15 protein-coding genes are annotated in these 18,485 nt (G+C 72.3%); 14 read left to right on the top strand and 1 reads right to left on the bottom strand.

The features are described 5' to 3' along the window. Positions 1–13: 13 nt before the first annotated feature. Together AAD528_RS00360 and AAD528_RS00365 are read left to right on the top strand one after the other, a co-directional pair. Entirely contained in the window at positions 14–1,312 is a 1,299-nt protein-coding gene (locus tag AAD528_RS00360) for a M20/M25/M40 family metallo-hydrolase (RefSeq protein WP_345750061.1), read from the top strand. A 58-nt stretch (positions 1,313–1,370) separates the two neighbouring features. Beyond that, entirely contained in the window at positions 1,371–2,204 is an 834-nt protein-coding gene (locus tag AAD528_RS00365; protein ID WP_345750062.1) for an undecaprenyl-diphosphate phosphatase, read from the top strand. A 99-nt stretch (positions 2,205–2,303) separates the two neighbouring features. On the opposite strand, the gene AAD528_RS00370 is transcribed toward AAD528_RS00365, so the two are convergent. Next, positions 2,304–3,203, bottom strand: a complete 900-nt coding sequence (locus AAD528_RS00370) for a PAC2 family protein (protein WP_345750063.1) — start codon at positions 3,201–3,203, stop codon at positions 2,304–2,306. Positions 3,204–3,422: 219 nt separating this feature from the next. Here AAD528_RS00370 and AAD528_RS00375 point away from each other — a divergent pair, with 219 nt between their 5' ends. The 12 genes from AAD528_RS00375 to AAD528_RS00430 all read left to right on the top strand — a co-directional run bounded on the left by AAD528_RS00375 (position 3,423) and on the right by AAD528_RS00430 (position 18,182). After that, on the top strand, positions 3,423–4,073 hold the full coding sequence (locus tag AAD528_RS00375) for an HAD family hydrolase (protein ID WP_375339574.1): 651 nt from the start codon (positions 3,423–3,425) through the stop codon (positions 4,071–4,073). Continuing rightward, positions 4,070–5,104 carry a tRNA (adenine-N1)-methyltransferase gene (locus AAD528_RS00380; protein ID WP_345750065.1) on the top strand — a complete coding sequence of 345 codons (1,035 nt, stop codon included), beginning with the start codon at positions 4,070–4,072 and terminating at the stop codon, positions 5,102–5,104. The genes AAD528_RS00375 and AAD528_RS00380 overlap by 4 nt, the downstream gene beginning before the upstream one ends. 10 nt (positions 5,105–5,114) lie before the next feature. Next, the gene (locus AAD528_RS00385) at positions 5,115–6,119 is read left to right on the top strand and encodes an FKBP-type peptidyl-prolyl cis-trans isomerase (protein ID WP_345750066.1); all 1,005 of its coding nucleotides are present in this window, start codon (positions 5,115–5,117) and stop codon (positions 6,117–6,119) included. A 100-nt stretch (positions 6,120–6,219) separates the two neighbouring features. Next, the gene (locus AAD528_RS00390; RefSeq protein ID WP_375339575.1) at positions 6,220–7,146 is read left to right on the top strand and encodes a helix-turn-helix transcriptional regulator; all 927 of its coding nucleotides are present in this window, start codon (positions 6,220–6,222) and stop codon (positions 7,144–7,146) included. Then, complete coding sequence (locus tag AAD528_RS00395; protein WP_345750068.1) at positions 7,143–8,090, top strand: helix-turn-helix transcriptional regulator; 948 nt, start codon at positions 7,143–7,145, stop codon at positions 8,088–8,090. The genes AAD528_RS00390 and AAD528_RS00395 overlap by 4 nt, the downstream gene beginning before the upstream one ends. Before the next feature lie 80 nt (positions 8,091–8,170). Then, positions 8,171–8,437, top strand: coding sequence for a Sec-independent protein translocase subunit TatA (gene tatA / locus AAD528_RS00400; protein WP_375339558.1), 267 nt, complete (start codon positions 8,171–8,173; stop codon positions 8,435–8,437). A gap of 59 nt (positions 8,438–8,496) precedes the next feature. After that, the gene (tatC, locus tag AAD528_RS00405) at positions 8,497–9,255 is read left to right on the top strand and encodes a twin-arginine translocase subunit TatC (protein ID WP_345750723.1); all 759 of its coding nucleotides are present in this window, start codon (positions 8,497–8,499) and stop codon (positions 9,253–9,255) included. After that, entirely contained in the window at positions 9,252–11,696 is a 2,445-nt protein-coding gene (locus tag AAD528_RS00410; protein ID WP_345750069.1) for a DEAD/DEAH box helicase, read from the top strand. Before tatC ends, AAD528_RS00410 begins: the two co-directional genes overlap by 4 nt. Continuing rightward, positions 11,693–13,360, top strand: coding sequence for an apolipoprotein N-acyltransferase (lnt, locus tag AAD528_RS00415; protein WP_345750070.1), 1,668 nt, complete (start codon positions 11,693–11,695; stop codon positions 13,358–13,360). Before AAD528_RS00410 ends, lnt begins: the two co-directional genes overlap by 4 nt. A gap of 156 nt (positions 13,361–13,516) precedes the next feature. Then, on the top strand, positions 13,517–13,735 hold the full coding sequence (locus AAD528_RS00420; protein ID WP_345750071.1) for a hypothetical protein: 219 nt from the start codon (positions 13,517–13,519) through the stop codon (positions 13,733–13,735). Positions 13,736–13,840: 105 nt separating this feature from the next. Next, positions 13,841–15,178, top strand: coding sequence for a glutamine synthetase family protein (locus AAD528_RS00425; protein ID WP_345750072.1), 1,338 nt, complete (start codon positions 13,841–13,843; stop codon positions 15,176–15,178). A 10-nt stretch (positions 15,179–15,188) separates the two neighbouring features. Then, on the top strand, positions 15,189–18,182 hold the full coding sequence (locus AAD528_RS00430) for a bifunctional [glutamine synthetase] adenylyltransferase/[glutamine synthetase]-adenylyl-L-tyrosine phosphorylase (RefSeq protein WP_345750073.1): 2,994 nt from the start codon (positions 15,189–15,191) through the stop codon (positions 18,180–18,182). The last annotated feature ends 303 nt before the right edge of the window (positions 18,183–18,485 follow it).

An 18,485-nucleotide genomic window follows, 5' to 3' on the forward strand; every position in this document is an offset into this window, starting at 1 on the left:
TAGGTTGGAACGCATGTCGACTCCCGAGCTGCCCGAGGTCGCGCGGATCGCACGCGACCTGATCCGGATCGACACCACCAACTGGGGCGGCGGCCGGTCGAGGGGCGAGCGCGAGGCCGCCGAGTACGTCGGAGCCCGCCTGGAGGACCTGGGCCTGACGCCCGAGTACTTCGAGCCGATCGACCGGCGCACCAACGTGATGGCGCGCGTGCCCGGCCGGGATGCGTCCAAGCCGGCGCTCGTGCTGCACGGCCACCTGGATGTCGTGCCCGCCATGGCGGACGACTGGTCGGTGGATCCGTTCGCGGGCGAGATCCGCGACGGCATGCTGTGGGGCCGGGGCGCCGTCGACATGAAGAACATGGACGCGATGATCCTGAGCACGGTGGGAGACCTGCTGCGCGCGGGGGAGCAGCCCGAGCGGGACCTCGTGCTGGCGTTCTTCGCGGACGAGGAGAACGGCGGCGTCGAGGGATCGCAGCTCGTCGTGCGCGATCGGCCCGAGTGGTTCGCGGGTGCGACCGAGGCGATCAGCGAGGTCGGCGGCTACTCGATCCCCGTCGGCGACCGCGGCGCGTACCTGCTGCAGGTGGGGGAGAAGGCGCTGATGTGGGTCACGCTCGTCGCCCGCGGGCGCGCCGGTCACGGCAGCCGCGTGCACCCCGACAACGCGATCACGCGCCTCGCCGCCGCGGTCGCGCGCCTGGGCTCGACCGACTGGCCCGTCGAGATGACCGCCACGACCGAGCGCCTGCTGGCCGGCATCGCGGACATCGCCGGGATGGATCCCGCCTCGGATCCCGACGCCCTCGCCGCGTGCACGGGCCCCGCCGCGGCGTTCGTGGCGTCCACGTTCCGCACCATCACGAACCCGACCGGCCTGACCGCCGGGTACAAGCACAACGTGATCCCGGACGCCGCGCAGGCGACGGTCGACATCCGCGTACTGCCGGGCGCGGAGGACGCCGTGCTCGCCGAGGTGCAGCGCATCGTGGGCGACGACATCGAGATCCGGATGTTCCATCGCGACATCGGGCTGGAGATCCCGTTCGAGGGCGCGCTCGTCGACGCCATGGTCGGCGCGCTCGGGCGGCACGATCCGGGCGTCCCGGTGCTGCCGTACCTGCTCGGCGCGGGCACCGACAACAAGGCCCTCGCGGCGCTCGGCATCGACGGCTACGGGTTCGCGCCGCTCAAGCTGCCGGCCGACCTCGACTTCACCGGCATGTTCCACGGCGTCGACGAGCGCGTGCCGCTCGACGCGCTCGACTTCGGCGTGCGGGTGCTGACGGATCTCATCCGCGCGTACTGACGGCATCATCCGGGAGTCTGACGGAACGCCCGGCGCTCGTGACCTAGAGTCGACTTTCGTGCCGTTCATCGAAGCGATCATCCTCGGCCTGGTGCAGGGCCTCACCGAGTTCCTCCCGATCTCGTCGAGCGCCCACCTCCGCATCCTCGGCGAGTTCCTGCCGTCCGCGACGGACCCGGGCGCCACGTTCACCGCCATCACGCAGATCGGCACCGAGGCCGCCGTCCTCGTGTACTTCCGGAAGAAGATCGCGCGGATCATCTCGCGCTGGGCGCAGTCGCTCGCCGGCAGGGTGCCCCACAGCGACCCGGACGCCCGGATGGGCTGGATCGTCATCATCGGCACGATCCCGATCGGCGTCGCGGGCTTCCTGCTGCAGGACCAGATCCGCACGTTCAACCGCAACCTCTGGATCATCGCGATCGTGCTGATCGTGTTCGGCATCATCCTGGGCGTCGCGGACCGCTACGCGAAGCGCGTGCGCGACTTCGACGACGTCACCTACCCCTCGGGCCTCACGATGGGCATCGCGCAGGCGCTCGCGCTCGTCCCCGGCGTCTCGCGCTCCGGCGCGACCACGACCGCCGGCCGCCTGCTGGGCTACAAGCGCTCCGCCGCCGCCGAGTACTCGTTCCTGCTGGCGGTGCCGGCCGTGTTCGCGAGCGGGCTGTACGAGCTGCTGCACGCGCTGACCGAGCCCGAGAGCGGCCCGTACGGCCTCGGCGAGACCGCCGTCGCCACGATCGTCGCGGGCGTCGTCGGCTGGCTCGTGATCGCCTACCTGATGCGCTACCTCAAGACCGGCAGCTTCCTGCCGTTCGTGATCTACCGCGTCGCGCTCGGCGCCGTCCTCCTGGTGCTCCTCGCGACGGGCGTGCTCCAGGCGTTCTGATTCCCGGTTGTCGCGTCATCGGGATGGTCGGCAGTCGCTCCGCTCCACGCTCGCTGCGCTCGCACAGGGGTCAGCCTCGGCCGATGTTCCGGCGTGGGCTCAGCGCCCGGGGCGGTCGTCCTTGCCGCCGCGGCCGTCGCTGCGGCGCAGGTAGCTCTCGAACGCCTGCGCGATCGCGTCTCCCGAGGCCTCGGGGGACTCGACCGTGTCGCGGGCCTGCTCGAGCTGGTGGATGTACTCGCGCATCTCGTCGTCGTCGGCCGCGGCGGCGTCGATCGTCGCCTCCCACGTGGCGGCCTCGGCGGCGAGCGTGCCGCGCGGCACGTCGGCGGCGGCGAGCTCCTCGAGCCGGTCGAGCAGCGCCAGGGTCGCCTTGGGCGAGGGCGTGTGGCCCGCGACGTAGTGGGGCACGCTGGCCCACAGGCTCGCGGACGGGATGCCGGCTCGCTCCGCGGCGTCGCCCAGGACGCTGAGCACGCCCACCGGCCCCTCGTAGCTGCTGCGCTCGAGGCTCAGCGCCGCGCGCAGGCCGTCGTTGTCGCTGCCGGCGAAGATCGAGATCGGGCGCGTGTGCGGCACATCGGCCATCATCGAGCCGAGCGTGACGAAGCCCGTGATGTCCTCGCGCAGCGCGGCGTCCACGAACTCGGCCGCGAAGGCCTGCCAGGCGCGCGCCGGCTCGACGCCCGACAGGATCCAGAACTCCGTCGCGCCGTCCGGCGTGTGGAGGGGGCGGTGCAGCGTGGCCTCCGGCCAGCGCAGCCGACGGCGCCCCTCGCTGTCGGCCTCGACGGTCGGGCGCGTGTACTGGTAGTCGAAGTAGAGCTCCGGATCGACGCTCAGGACCGGCTCGTACCCGCCGTCGGCGAGCAGCAGGCCGACGGCGCTGGTCGCGGCCTCACCCGCGTCGTTCCATCCGTCGAACGCGGCCACGATGATCCTGCGTCCGAGGGTCGGGCCCGACGGGGTCGCGCCTGCGGTGTCCGCCTCGTGCTCCACTCGGCTCCTCTCCTTCCCGCCGTGCCGTCTGCCCGGCGGGACTTCGTCCCAGGATAGGCACGTCGCGTTCATATTGGCTCGCGCCTCACGCATCCGCTCGGGCACCGGGCGCACCCCCGGGGGCTGCCAGGCGACGGCGGCTAGGCTGTCTCGGTGACTTCACCCCTTGACCTCGCCGGCGCGCAGAGCGACCCGCGGCCCGCCGCCGTCCTGTGGGACATGGACGGCACGCTCGTGGACACCGAGCCGTACTGGATCGCGGCGGAGGCGCCGCTCGTGCAGGAGTACGGCGGCTCGTGGACGCACGAGGACGCGCTGCAGCTGGTCGGCCTCAGCCTCGACCAGTCCGCGCGGATCCTGCAGGGCGCCGGCGTGCGCCTGAGCGTGGACGAGATCATCTCGACGCTCACGGCCCGCGTGATCGCGATGTGCGCCGACAAGGGAGTGCCGTTCCGTCCCGGCGCGCTCGAGCTGCTGCGCGACCTGCGCGCATCCGACATCAAGACCGGCCTGGTGACCATGTCGTACCGCCACATGGCGCTCGCGATCGTCGAGCTCATCGGCTTCGAGGCGTTCGACGTGGTCGTCGCGGGGGATGAGGTCAGCCGCCCCAAGCCGTTCCCGGATCCGTACCTGCAGGGCGCCTCGGCGCTCGGCGTGGACATCGCCGACACGGTCGCGATCGAGGACTCGCCGAACGGCCTGCGCTCGGCGCTCGCGTCCGGCGCCGTCACGCTCGGCATCCCGAACATCCTGTCGCTGGACGACGTCGGCGCCCACGCGCTCTGGCCCACGCTGGCCGGGCGCAGCGCGGCCGACCTCGGCGCGCTGCACGCCGCGCACGCCCGCACCGCGGAGAGCCGCGCATGAGCGGCATGCCCCGCGGTCCGTTCCGCTACGGCGACCGCGTCCAGCTGACCGGTCCGAAGGCGCGCATGCACACCGTCACGCTGCGCGAGGGCGGCGAGCTGCACACGCACCACGGCGTGCTCAAGCACGAGCAGCTGATCGGCCACCCCGACGGCTCGGTGTTCGAGAACAGCGCGGGCCACGAGTATCTGGCGCTGCGTCCGCTGCTGCGCGACTTCGTGATGTCGATGCCGCGCGGAGCGGCGATCATCTACCCGAAGGATGCGGCCGCGATCGTCTCGCAGGCCGACATCTTCCCGGGCGCGGTCGTGGTCGAGGCGGGTGTCGGCTCGGGCGCGCTGTCGCTGTCGCTGCTGCGCGCGGTGGGCGCGGAGGGGCGCCTGATCTCGTTCGAGCGCCGCGCCGAGTTCGCCGACGTCGCCCACGCGAACATCGAGACGTTCTTCGGCGCGACGCCCGCATCGTGGGAGGTGCGCGAGGGCGATCTCGCGGAGGCGCTCCCGCTCGCCGTCGAGCCCGGATCGGTCGACCGCGTCGTGCTCGACATGCTCGCGCCGTGGGAGGTCATGGACGCCGTCGCGGATGCGCTCACGCCCGGCGGCGTCGTGATCTGCTATGTCGCCACCGCCACCCAGCTGTCGCGCGTCGCCGAGTACATCCGCGGCACGGGCGCGTTCACCGACCCCGAGGCCAGCGAGACCATGGTGCGCGGCTGGCACGTCGAGGGCCTGGCCGTGCGCCCCGACCACCGGATGGTCGCGCACACCGCGTTCCTGATCTCCGCGCGCCGGCTCGCGCCGGGCGTCGTGCCGCCCGAGGTCAAGCGCCGCGCGTCGAAGAAGAGCTTCTCGGACGAGGACGTCGAGATCTGGACGCCCGGAGCCGTCGGCGACCGCGAGATCACCGACAAGAACCTCCGCAAGCGCATCCGCGAGGCGCAGAAGGGCGCGCAGGGCGCGCGCGTGGCGTCGGGTCGCGCGGGGGGCGCCGAGGCTTCCGACGCGTCGGAGGCACCCGAGCGGGATGCATAGACTGAACGGCATGCGGAGAACTTCGGCCGTCCTGTCGATCGCGGCCCTCGTCGGTGTCGCCCTCGTGGGCTGCGCGCCCGCCGGCACGGCCGGTGCGAGCTGCGACCGGATCGCGGACAGCGATCCCGAGACCATGTCGCTCATCGACGTCACGGGAGACCTCGAGTCGGCGCCGACCGTCGACGTCCGCACGCCGTTCGTGACCGAGAACGACGCGCACGCCGACGTCGTGCGCGGCGAGGGCATGGCGATCACCGACATCGACCAGCCCGGCGTGCTCGACGTCACGCTGTACGACGGCGAGACGGGTTCGATGCTGCTCGGCACTGCCTACAGCGGCGACGTCTCGACGGTCGGCGCGCTGTCGGGCTGGAGCCAGCAGTTCCCCGCCTTCGAGGACGCGCTGATGTGCGCCACCGAGGGATCCCGGATCGCGGTCGCGGTGTCGCAGGACGGCATCGATCCGAATGTTCGCGCGCAGTACGCGCAGGCGGGCGTTCCCGAGGAGGGCTCGCTGATCGCGGTGCTCGACGTGCGCAAGGTGATGCCGCGCGCGGCATCGGGCCGGGTGCAGTTCAACGACGGTCTGGGCCTGCCCACCGTCGTGCGCACGCCCGACGGCGTGCCCGGCATCATCGTCCCCGACGCCGAGGCGCCGGACGAGGTCGTGGTGCAGACGCTCATCGAGGGCGACGGCCCCGTGCTCGGCGCGGACGAGTCCGCCGTCGTGCACTACACGGGCGTGACGTGGGATCAGCGCGAGGTCTTCGACTCGACATGGCAGAGCGACTCCGGCACGCCGGCCTCGCCCGCGGTCCTCTCGCCCAGCCAGGTCGTGCCCGGCTTCGCGAAGGCCCTCGAGGGCCAGACGGCCGGCTCGCAGGTGCTGGTGGTCATCCCGCCGGACCAGGGCTACGGCGACCAGGCGCAGGGTGCGATCCCCGCGAACTCGACGCTCGTGTTCGTCATCGACATCCTGGGCGGCGTCCCGGCGGCGACCGCTCCGGTGCAGTGACGCGCTGCGCGTCCTGAGCCGCGGGCTCACCGCCTAGGATGGCCAGGTGGTCGAGCGGATCCAGGCGGAAGAGCGCCAGCTGAACCTGATCGTGGCCCTGATGGCCACGGAGATCGGGCTGACCAAGCAGCAGATCCTCCAGACCGTGTCGGGCTACCGGCAGCGGTCGGGTGGGAGATCCGACGCGCTCGAGAAGATGTTCGAGCGCGACAAGGACGACCTCCGCGACCTCGGTGTGCCGATCGAGACGATCGGCGACAGCGCAGACCCGAATGACCTGCGCGAGGCGCGGTACCGCATCCCGAAGGCGGAATACGACCTGCCGCCCGATATCTCCTTCACGCCGGCGGAGGTCGCGATCCTCGTGCTGGCGGGCTCCGTGTGGAGCGAGGGATCGCTGTCCAAGGACGCCACGACCGGGCTGCGGAAGATCCGCGCGCTCGGGATCGAGGTCGACGAGCCCATCATCGGCTTCGCGCCCCGGATGACCGTGCGCGAGCCGTCGTTCGCGCCGCTGCGCGACGCGATCGAGGCGTGCCGCGTGGTGACCTTCGACTACCTCAAGCCCGGGGAGGAGAAGCCTCGTCGCCGCACCGTCCGCCCGCTCGCGCTGGTGGACTACGAGGGCCGCTGGCACGTGTCCGCGCACGACGTGGACGCGGACGGGGAGCGGATGTTCCTGCTGACGCGGATCGTCGGGGACGTCGTCGCGACCCGCGACCGCTTCGATCCCGAGCTCCGCGAGGGCGCGGGGGAGCGCGCCATGCAGGGCCTGCGGGACGTCGCGTCCCGCAATCGCGCGCTGCTGGAGATCACGCCCGGATCCGAGGCGGCGCTGCGCCTCGCGCGCCGCGGCGAGCCGGCCGCGCAGGGGATCCGCGTGCCGTTCGTCGACCTGCACATCTTCGCCGACGAGCTCGCCTCCTACGGGCCCGAGGCGCGGGTCGTCGAGCCCGACGCCCTGCGCGAGGCGGTCGTCGCGCGGCTGCGCGCCGCGCGCGACGCGCACGGGGAGGCCGCCGCGTGAGCAAGCTCCTCACCCCCGACCGCGTGACGCTGTACCTCACGCTCGTGCCGTATCTCGTCGAGCGCGGCGAGGTCTCGCTCGGGGACGCCGCGCGCGACTTCGACGTGACCCCCGCGCAGATGCGCACGATGGTCGAGAAGCTCACGCTCATCGGGCGTCCCGAGCAGATGCCGGACGACCTGTTCGACATCAACTGGGACCTGCTGGACGAGCAGGGCGTGATCGAGATCACGCAGTCCGTCGGGCTGGAGCGCTCGCCCCGGCTCACGGCGCGCGAGGCGGCGGCCCTGCTCGGAGGGCTGCGGCTCGCGGGCTCGCTCCCCGGCGTCGCGGGCGGCGAGGTGTTCGCCGGCCTGCTGGCCAAGCTGTCCCGCGGCGCGTCGTCGGCGCCGGCGGAGGTCGTCGTCGTGCCGGAGCCGGTCGACGAGGTGCGCGCCCTGGTGTCGCAGGCGCTGCGCGACCAGGTCGCGCTGTCGTTCACCTACCGGCGCCCCGACTCCGAGCCCACGACGCGCACGGTCGATCCGGTCAAGGTCATCGTGACCGAGGGGCAGTGGTACCTGCAGGGGTGGTGCCACATGCGCCGCGCCATGCGGAACTTCCTGCTCGAGCGCGTCAGCGACCCCCGTGTGACCGACGCGCCCATCGAACACGCGCACGACCCCGTGCCGGAGCTGTTCGAGCCCGGCGAGAACGACGAGATCGCGGTGGTGCGCTTCGCGGACGAGCTCGCGCCCCTCGTGGGCGACTATCTCTCCGGGGCGGAGACGACCTCGTCGGGCGGTGTCACGACCGCCCGGCTGCGCGTGTCCGACGCCCGCAGCCTCAAGCGACTCGCCGCGCGCCGCGCCGGGCGCGTGGAGATCCTCGAGCCCACCTCCGCGCGCCGCGCCGCGGCGGAGTGGGCGGCCGAGGCCCTGGCGCTCTACGGCGACGGCGCCTGACGGCGGGGCTGAGCCTCGCTCGGGGGTGCGACGGCTAGACTGGCCGTGCCTTCCCGAACGCCGAACGACGGAGATCCATCATGGCCAATCTGACCGGCTGGCACCTTCTCATCCTGCTCGCCGTCATCCTGCTGCTGTTCGGCGCCGCCCGTCTCCCCGCGCTCGCGCGCAGCCTCGGCCAGTCGGCCCGGGTGTTCAAGGGCGAGATGAAGCAGATGAAGGCCGAGGACGAGCCGCAGTCCGCCGCCACGGAGCAGTCCTCGGGCTACACGCTGAACGGGCAGCCGGTCGACCGGCTCCCGGGTGACAAGCGCGCGGACGAACCGGGCTCTCCCTCGAACCCGTAACCGTGGTGGCAACCGAGCCCACGGTCTCGAAGGACGACCAGCCGTATCGCGACCGCCGGATGTCGCTGGGCGACCACCTGGTCGAGCTGCGGCGCCGGCTGATGATCGCGGCCGCCGCGCTGGTCGTCGGAATGGTGGTGGCGTTCTTCATCACCGACCCCATCATCCAGTTCCTGCTGCACCCGATCGAGCTGGTCGCGGAGCAGCTGGGCGACGACTTCACGCGCCTGACGTACACGGGCGCTACGAGCTCGTTCGACATGCGGTTGCGGATCGCGTTCGCGATCGGCCTGCTGATCTCCGCGCCCATCTGGCTCTGGCAGATCTGGGCGTACGTCATGCCTGGGCTCACGCGCCGCGAGGTGCGGTACACGATCGGATTCATGGCGACCGCCGTGCCGCTGTTCTTCGCCGGGTGCGCCGTGGGCGTGCTGATCCTGCCGCACATGCTGCTGGTGCTGTCGTCCTTCGTGCCGGACTCGGACTTCGCCTCGCAGATCTACGAGGCGGACCGCTACTACGACCTCGTCTTCAAGACGCTGATCGCCGTCGGCGTCGCGTTCGTGATCCCCGTGTTCCTCGTGGCGCTGAACCTCGCCGGCATCCTGTCCGGCATGGAGATCCTGCGGGGCTGGCGGATCGCGGTGATCGTCGCGACCGCGTTCGCGGCGCTCGCGACGCCCTCCGCCGACGTCGTGTCGATGCTGCTGCTGGCCGCCGTGCTGGTCGTGCTCTACTTCGCCGCCGCGGGCGTCGCGCTGCTGTTCGACCGGGCGAGGCGACGGCGCGAGAAGGCGCTCGAGACGGAGGCGTCGTGACCGAGGCGACGCCGGCCGAGCGCTACAGCGACGCGCGCGAGAACCGGGAGCATCCACGCACGCACGCGTTCGCCGAGGCGCAGCGGTTCGAGCTCGACGAGTTCCAGGTCGAGGCGTGCCGCTCACTCGAGGACGGGCGCAGCGTGCTCGTGGCCGCCCCGACCGGTGCGGGCAAGACCATCGTGGGCGAGTTCGCCGTGCACCTGGCCATGCAGACGCCGAATCAGAAGGCGTTCTACACGACGCCGATGAAGGCGCTGTCGAACCAGAAGTTCCGCGAGCTGCAGGACGTCTACGGCGACGACGAGGTGGGCCTGCTGACGGGCGACACCAACATCAACGGCGACGCGCGCGTGCTGGTCATGACGACCGAGGTGCTGCGCAACATGCTGTACGCCGACTCGCCGGCCCTGCGCGGCCTGCGGTACGTCGTGATGGACGAGGTGCATTACCTCGCCGACCGCTTCCGCGGCGCGGTGTGGGAGGAGGTCATCATCCACCTCCCGGCCGACGTGCGCCTGGTGTCCCTCAGCGCGACCGTGTCCAACGCCGAGGAGTTCGGCGACTGGCTGGACACCGTGCGCGGCGACACGGACGTGATCGTGTCCGAGACGCGGCCCGTGCCGCTCGAGCAGCACGTGCTCGTGCGCGGCGACCTGCTGCCGCTGTTCGACGACCGCGCGGGCGTCGCCACGGCCCAGGTGAACCAGGAGCTCGTCCGAATGCGCGGCGGCCAGGCGTACGCGGCCAACAGCTCGCTGCAGGAGGCGCGCCGGAACGGCAAGCGCCGCGGCGGCTACCACCGTCCAGGCCCGCCGCGCCGGGCGGAGCGGATCGACCGGCCCGAGGTCGTCGAGCTGCTGGACCGCTCGAACCTGCTGCCGGCGATCTTCTTCATTTTCAGCCGCGTCGGCTGCGACGCGGCCGTGCAGCAGGTGCGCCGCTCCGGGCTGCGCCTGACGACGTCGGACGAGCGCCGGGAGATCCGCGAGATCGTGCAGTCGCGCACGGCCACGCTGCCCGACGAGGATCTCGCGGCCCTCGGGTACTGGGAGTGGGTCGAGAACCTCGAGCGCGGCATCGCCTCGCACCACGCGGGCATGCTGCCGGCGTTCAAGGAGGTCGTCGAGGAGCTGTTCCGACGCAAGCTGGTCAAGGCGGTGTTCGCGACCGAGACGCTCGCGCTCGGCATCAACATGCCGGCGCGCACGGTGGTGCTCGAGAAGCTCGAGAAGTTCAACGGCGAGGCGCGTGTCGCGATCACGTCGGGGGAGTACACGCAGCTCACCGGCCGCGCCGGGCGCCGCGGCATCGACGTCGAGGGACATGCGGTCGTGCAGTGGAGCGAGGGCCTGGATCCGCAGGCGGTCGCCGCGCTCGCCTCGCGGCGCACCTACCCGCTGAACTCGAGCTTCCGTCCCACGTACAACATGGCCGTGAACCTGATCGACCAGTTCGGCCGGCCGCGGGCACGCGAGGTGCTGGAGTCGTCGTTCGCGCAGTTCCAAGCCGACCGCGCCGTGGTCGGGCTCGCGCGCCAGGTCAAGGACGCCGAGGAGTCGCTCGCGGGCTACGAGAAGGCCATGACGTGCGAGCACGGCGACTTCACCGAGTACTCCGCGATTCGCCGCGACCTGAGCGACCTCGAGAAGCTCAACCGCAAGGACGTCACCGCCGGGCGCGGCACGCGCGAGAAGCGGCAGCGCGAGATCAACGGCCTGCGCCGCCGGATGCAGCGCCACCCCTGCCACCGGTGCCCCGACCGCGAGAAGCACGCGCGCTGGGCCGAGCGGTACTGGAAGCTGCGCCGCCAGACCGACAAGACCCGGCGGCAGATCGAGAACCGCACGGGCACGGTCGCGCGCGTGTTCGACCGGATCATCGACGTGCTCACGACGCTCGACTACGTCCGGCTCGACGAGGACGACGCGACGCTCACGGAGGCCGGCCGCCGGATGCGCCGGATCTACGGCGAGCGCGACCTGCTGGTGGCCGAGGCGTTGCGCACCGGGATCTGGAAGAACCTCGACGCGGCATCTCTCGCCGCGCTGGCGTGCTGCCTCGTGTACGAGCCGCGCGGGCGCGACGACGGGGGAGCGGATCCGCGGTCCCTGCCCCGCGGCGCGTTCCGCCTCGCGCTGGCCGAGACCGAGGAGCTGTGGGCGCGCCTGGACGACCTCGAGCAGGACAACCGCCTGCCGGGCACGGAGCCGGTCGCGACCGGGCTCGCGGCCGCCATGCACCTGTGGGCGCGCGGCGGGCTGCTCGACCGCGTGCTGACCGAGGCCGACATGGCCGCGGGCGACTTCGTGCGCTGGGCCAAGCAGACCATCGACCTGCTCGACCAGCTCTCGCAGGTGGCCGACGGCGAGCTCGCCCGCACGGCGCGGCGGGCGCTCGACGCCGTGCGGCGCGGCATCGTCGCGTACAGCTCGCTATGAGCCGCGCCCGCCCGGCGGCCCGCGCGCGATCCGGGAGGAGCCGCCGTCCCGCCCCGATCCGCCCGGTCCTGCCGCTCTGGGCCGGCGTCGTCGTGGCCGCGCTGGGCGGCCTGGCGCTGGACGCGTCCTTCCCGTCGCTCGGGATCTGGGCGCTCGCGCCCCTCGCGGTCATCCTGTCGCTGATCTCGCTGATCGGGCGCCGCGCGGGCGGCGCCCTGCTCGTGGGGCTCGCGTTCGGCGCGGCGTTCTGGTTCCCGCACATCGACTGGGCCGCGAGCTTCCTGGGCGACAACGCGCAGGCGTGGCTGCCGTGGGTCGCGCTCGCGGGACTGCAGACCGTCTTCACGGGGCTCGGCGCGATCCCGATCGCGCTCGCATACGGCTGGTTCCGCGGCGGCCGCTGGGCGCGGCTGGTCGCGCTGCCGCTGCTGATCGGCGCGCTGTGGACCGCGCGCGAGCTCATCATGGGCAACTGGCCGTACGGCGGCTTCGCGTGGGGCCGGATCGGCATGAGCCAGTCCGAGAGCCCCCTCGCGCACGTCGCGTCGTGGGTGGGCGTGAGCGGGCTGACGTTCCTGATCGTGGCGTTCTGCGCGGCCGCGATCGAGCTCGTCCGGCTCCGGTCGTGGCGCGTGTCTTCGTTCGCGCCGGCCGTCGCCGTCGCGGCGGTCCTGCTCGTCGTGCCGCAGTGGCAGACGGCCCCGGCCGGGACGCTCCGTGTCGGCGCCGTGCAGGGCAACGGCCCCACGGCGTACTTCGACGAGCGCGAGGACTGGGCCATCCTGGAGTCGCAGCTGGACGCATCGGAGCCGCTGAAGGACGAGCGGGTCGACCTCGTGGTGTGGCCCGAGGGCGGGGTCGACTACGACCCGCTGCGCGAGCCGTCCACGGCGCTCGAGCTCTCGGCCGCCGCGCGGTCGTACGGTGCGCCGATCCTGATGAACACGGCGTCCGAGAAGGGCGATGAGGTCTTCAACACGTCGATGCTGTGGACCGCGGAGGGCGCCGCCGTCGCCGGCGGCCTGCAGACGCACGCCAAGCGGCATCCGGTGCCGTTCGGCGAGTACGTGCCGGAGCGGGCCTTCTTCGAGGCGATCGTCCCGGATCTCATCGGCATGATCGGCCGCGAGTACACGCCCGGCACCGACGCGCCGGTCGTCGACGTCGGCGACACGGTCGTGGGCCTCGCGATCTGCTTCGACGTGATCTCGGACGACCTGATCCGCGAGGGCGCCGAGGACGGCGCGCAGGTCTACATGTTCCAGACCAACAACGCGGACTTCCGCGGCACGGACGAGAACCTGCAGCAGCTCGCGTTCGCGCGCATGCGGGCGATCGAGACCGGCCGCACGGTGGTGAACCTCTCCACGGTGGGCACGAGTCAGATCATGGCCCCGGACGGCACGATGGTCTCCGCGCTCGGCGTGGACCAGGCGGGCCTGCTGGTCGGCGAGGTCGAGCTGCGCGAGGGTCTCACGCCCGGCGTCGTGCTCGGCCCGTGGGTGCAGCTCGTGCTGCTGTGGGGCTCCGTCCTCGGCCTGGCGCTCGTCGCGATCCTGCACTTCACACGCCGGCGGCCCGCGCGCCGCCCGGCCGCGCGCGGCCGGCCCGCGGCCCGTCCCCGCCGCTCGGACGCCGACCGCGTCGCGGCGATGTTCCGCTGAGCCCGGGCCATCGGCGTCGCGGCCATCGCCCGCGCACAGGCTCGCCTGCCCGGCTGCAGGCTCATCAGGCGCTCGAGGTGACGTGGGTCACATCCAGCCTGCATGCGGGCGCGCAAGCCCCTCGGCGGGCTCGGCAGGGGTGCTTAGGATCGGGGCATGAGCATGGACGAGAGCCCCGAAGAGATCGAGAACAGCTGGTGGTACAACTCGCGCACGGGCGAGGTGGAGCACGGGCCGGAGTCGCCGTCGATCCATCGGATCGGACCGTTCGCGAGCGCCGAGGAGGCCAAGCGCGCCCCGGCCGTGATCGAGGCCCGCTCGAAGGCATGGGCGGAGGAGGAGAAGCGCGAGGACAGCTGGGGCGGCACCCCCTGACCCGCCGTCACCGGCGCGTGCCGGTGACGCTGTCGCGCGCCCTCCGACCAGTAGGCTGAACGAGCGGCGAGGCCGCCACTTTCGCCCTACCCCCGAAGGGACACGATGGACAAGCAGCGTGACTTCGTACTGCGCACGATCGAGGAGCGCGGCGTCAAGTTCGTGCGCCTCTGGTTCACGGACGTCATCGGCACGCTGAAGTCGGTCGCGATCGCGCCGGCCGAGGTCGAGGGCGCCTTCAACGAGGGCATCGGCTTCGACGGCTCCGCGATCGAGGGCCTCACGCGCACGTACGAGTCCGACCTGCTGGCGCATCCGGACCCGACGACGTTCCAGATCCTGCCATGGCGCGGCGAGATCGATCCGACCGCCCGCATGTTCTGCGACCTGACGACGCCCGACGGCCAGCCCGCGGTCGCGGATCCGCGCAACGTCCTGAAGCGCACGCTCGCGAAGGCGGCGGATGCGGGGTTCACGTTCTACACGCACCCCGAGATCGAGTTCTACCTGCTGAAGTCGGGCACGCCCGGCCCGGACGGACTCGAGCCGGTCGACCGCGCCGGCTACTTCGACAACGTGCCCGGCGGCACCGCGCACGACTTCCGGCGTCGGTCGGTGCGGATGCTCGAGGACCTCGGGATCTCCGTCGAGTACAGCCACCACGAGGGCGGCCCCGGCCAGAACGAGATCGACCTGCGCTACGCCGACGGCCTCACGATGGCGGACAACATCATGACGTTCCGCACGGTCGTCAAGGAGGTCGCGATCGAGGAGGGCGTGCACGCCACGTTCATGCCGAAGCCCCTCGACGGCGAGCCCGGCAGCGGCATGCACACGCACATGTCGCTGTTCGAGGGCGACGTCAACGCCTTCTACGAGGAGGGCGCCCAGTACCAGCTCTCCAAGACGGGCCGTCACTTCATCGCCGGCCTGCTGCGCCACGCGAACGAGATCGCGCTCGTGACGAACCAGTTCGTCAACTCGTACAAGCGACTCTGGGGCGGCGACGAGGCCCCCAGCTACATCACGTGGGGTCACAACAACCGCTCGGCGCTCGTGCGCGTGCCGATGTACAAGCCGGGCAAGAGCCAGTCGGCGCGCATCGAGCACCGCGGCATCGACTCGGCGGCGAACCCGTACCTCTCGTACGCCCTCATGCTGGCGGCGGGCCTGAAGGGCATCGAGGAGGAGTACGAGCTCCCCGCCGAGGCGGAGGACAACGTGTGGGCGCTCAGCAACTCGGAGCGCCGCGCGCTGGGCTACCGCCGCCTGCCCTCGAGCCTGTACGACGCGATCGCGCACATGGAGGAGAGCGAGCTGGTCGCCGAGACGCTCGGTGAGCAGGTCTTCAGCTACGTCCTCAGCAACAAGCGCCGCGAGTACGAGCAGTACCGCTCGCAGGTGACGCAGTTCGAGCTGAAGCACAGCCTCGACATCATCTGAACCGCACCGTATGGCTCCGGATCGCGCGTCGTCGCTCACGCACCTCGCCCGGCTGGGCTTCTCGCGCTTCGACGAGGCGGACGAGCAGCTCGGCGAGCTGGCGGGGCTGATCGGGCTGGACCGGGAGGCGCTGCTCGCCGACGCGGGACAGGCCGCGGATCCGGATGAGGCCCTCGCCGGGCTCGTGCGGATCGCTCGGCGCCGCGAGCAGACGGTGCGCGACGTGCTGCGCGACGAGCGCGGCAGCGCGGTCGCGTGGCGCCTGCTGGGTGCGTCCCGCGGCTTCGCCGACTTCTACCTGCGCCGCCCCGAGCGCCTCGCCGACCTGCCCGCGGCCGGCCGCCGGCTGCCCGCGGCCGAGGACATGCGGCGCGCCCTGCGGCAGGCGGTGGGCGCCGACGCGGACGGCTTCGCCGCCTCGGGCGACGATGCGTCGTGGATCGCCCTGCGTGTCGCGTACCGCGCGCTGATCGCCGAGATCGCGGTGTTCGACCTGATGCACCAGGATCCCGTGTCGGTCGTGCACGCCGTGACGGCGGCGCTCGCGGATGCCGCGGGGGCGGTGCTCGACGCCTCGCTCGCCGTCGCGCGCGCGAAGGTCACGAGCGCCGGCGGGTTCGGCGGGTTCGCGCGCGAGGAGGTCGCGCAGACACGCCTGGCGATCATCGGGATGGGCAAGTCGGGCGCGCGCGAGCTCAACTACGTCAGCGACGTCGACGTGATCTTCGTCGGCGAGGCGGCCGAGGGATCCGACCTGTCCGAGGCGCGCGCGATCGAGATCGCGACGCGGCTCGCGATCCAGACCATGCGCGGCATCGACGGGATCGAGGCCGAGCCGCCGCTGTGGGAGGTCGACCCGAACCTGCGCCCCGAGGGCAAGCAGGGAGCGCTCGTGCGCACGCTCGAGTCGCACATCGCGTACTACGACCGCTGGGCCAAGAGCTGGGAGTTCCAGGCTCTGCTGAAGGCCCGCCCGCTCGCGGGCGATCCGGCCCTCGGCGACGCGTACGTCGCGGCGATCCAGCCCATGGTGTGGGCCAGCTCCGGCCGCGACGACTTCGTCGACAACGTGCAGCGGATGCGCGAGCGCGTCATGGAGCACATCCCGGCCGACGACGTCCCCCACCAGGTGAAGCTCGGCCCGGGCGGCATCCGCGACATCGAGTTCGCGGTGCAGCTGCTGCAGCTCGTTCACGGACGCTCGGACGACGCGATCCGGCAGCGCGGGACGCTCGGCGCGATCGACGCGCTGGAGGAGGGCGGCTACATCGGCCGGCAGGAGGCCGCCGTCTTCTCGCGCGACTACCGGGTGCTGCGCCTGATCGAGCACCGCCTGCAGCTGGTGGGGCTGTCGCGCACGCACCTGATGCCGCGCGTCGAGGGCGGGCTGCGCGCGCTCGCGCGGGCCACGCGGCTGGCCGAATCGGCCGAGGGCATCACGCGCATATGGGAGCACATCAAGCGCGAGGTGCGCGAGATCCACGTGCGCCTGTTCTACCGCCCGCTGCTGTCGGCGGTGGCGAGCCTGCCGCAGGACGAGGGATCGCTCACCGAGCAGCAGGCGCGCGACCGGCTCGCCGCGATCGGGTTCCGCGAACCCGCCGTGGCGCTGCGCCACATCGGGGCCGTCACGAGCGGCCTCAGCCGCAAGGCGACCATCCAGCGCCACCTCATGCCGGTCATGCTGCGGATGTTCGCGGAGGGCACGGATCCGGACTACGGCCTGGTCGCGTTCCGTCGCGTCAGCGAGCGACTGGGGGAGACGCCCTGGTTCCTGCGGATGCTGCGCGACTCGTCCGGCGCGGCCGAGCGTCTCACGCGCCTGCTGTCGGCCTCGCGCTACGCGGGCGAGCTGATGGAGTGGATCCCCGAGTCCGTCCCGTGGCTGGACAGCGACGAGCAGCTGAAGCCCCGCTCCGGCGCCGCGCTCGAGGAGGAGGCGCGCGCGATCCGGACCCGGCACGAGACGATCGAGGACGCCATGCGCGCCGTGCGCGCGCTGCGCCGTCGCGAGATGCTGCGCACCGCGATGGGTGCCGTGCTGGGCGTCACGACGCTGGATCAGCTGAGCGAGGCGCTCACCACGATCACGGAGGTGACGCTGCAGGCGACCCTGCGCGCCGTGCGCCGCGAGGTCGTGCCGGAGGAGGACGCGTCGCTCGACTTCGCGATCATCGGCATGGGCCGCTTCGGCGGGGCCGAGCTGGGCTTCGGCTCGGACGCGGACGTGCTGTTCGTCTACCGCCCCGAGGGCGTCGAGGCCCATCGGGCCGAGTCGCTCGCGCTCAAGATCGTCGCGGAGCTGCGGCGCGTGTCGGAGGACTTCCGCCTGCCGCTCGAGCTCGACGCCGACCTGCGCCCCGAGGGACGCAAGGGGCCGATCGTCCGCTCGCTCGACGCATACGCCGAGTACTACCGCCGCTGGTCGGTGTCGTGGGAGGCGCAGGCGCTGCTGCGCGCCCGCGGCGTGGGCGGATCCGCGAAGCTCACCGACGCGTTCATGCGCCTGGCGGACGACGTGCGCTACCCGGAGCACCCGGACGCGCAGGCCGTGCGCGAGATCAAGCGGATCAAGGCGCGCGTCGAGACCGAGCGGCTGCCGAAGCGCATCGACCCGACGCGGCACCTCAAGCTGGGCCCGGGGGGCCTGAGCGACGTGGAGTGGCTCGTGCAGCTGCTGCAGCTGCAGCACGCGCACGCCGTCCCCGGCCTGCGCACGACCTCGACGCTCGCCGCCCTGCAGGCGGCCGTGGAGGCGGATCTCGTCGGCGCGGACGACGCCGCCCTGCTGCGGGCCGCGTGGCTGCTGGCCGCCCGCCTGCGCTCGGCGAACACGCTCCTGTCGGGCCAGACCAGCGACGTCCTGCCGACGGACCGCCGTCTGCTCGACGGCATCGGCCGCATCCTGGAGTACCCCGCGCACTGCGCCACGCAGGTCGAGCAGGACTGGCTGGGCACGGCTCGCCGCGCCCGCCGCGTCTTCGACCGCCTCTTCTACGGCTGAGCCCCGGCGAGACAGCACCGCCGGCGCGAGACTGCACCGCCCGCGCGAGACAGCACCGCCCGGCGAGACTGCACCGCCCGGCGAGACTGCACCGCCCGCGCGAGACAGCACCGCCCGCGCGAGACAGCGTGTGGCCACTGCTGCCTCGGCGGGGCGGTGCTGTCTCGTCGGGAACGACGAAGGCCCCGCCACCTGGAAGGTGACGGGGCCCCTGCGCCGGTCCGGGGTCAGACGCCGAAGTAGAGCTCGACCATTCCGCCGTGGCCCCTGATTTCTAGGGCGAGCGGAGCACCCTCGGGGCGC

It is taken from the genome of Microbacterium rhizophilum (assembly GCF_039605615.1).
In the GTDB taxonomy this organism is placed as follows: domain Bacteria; phylum Actinomycetota; class Actinomycetes; order Actinomycetales; family Microbacteriaceae; genus Microbacterium; species Microbacterium rhizophilus.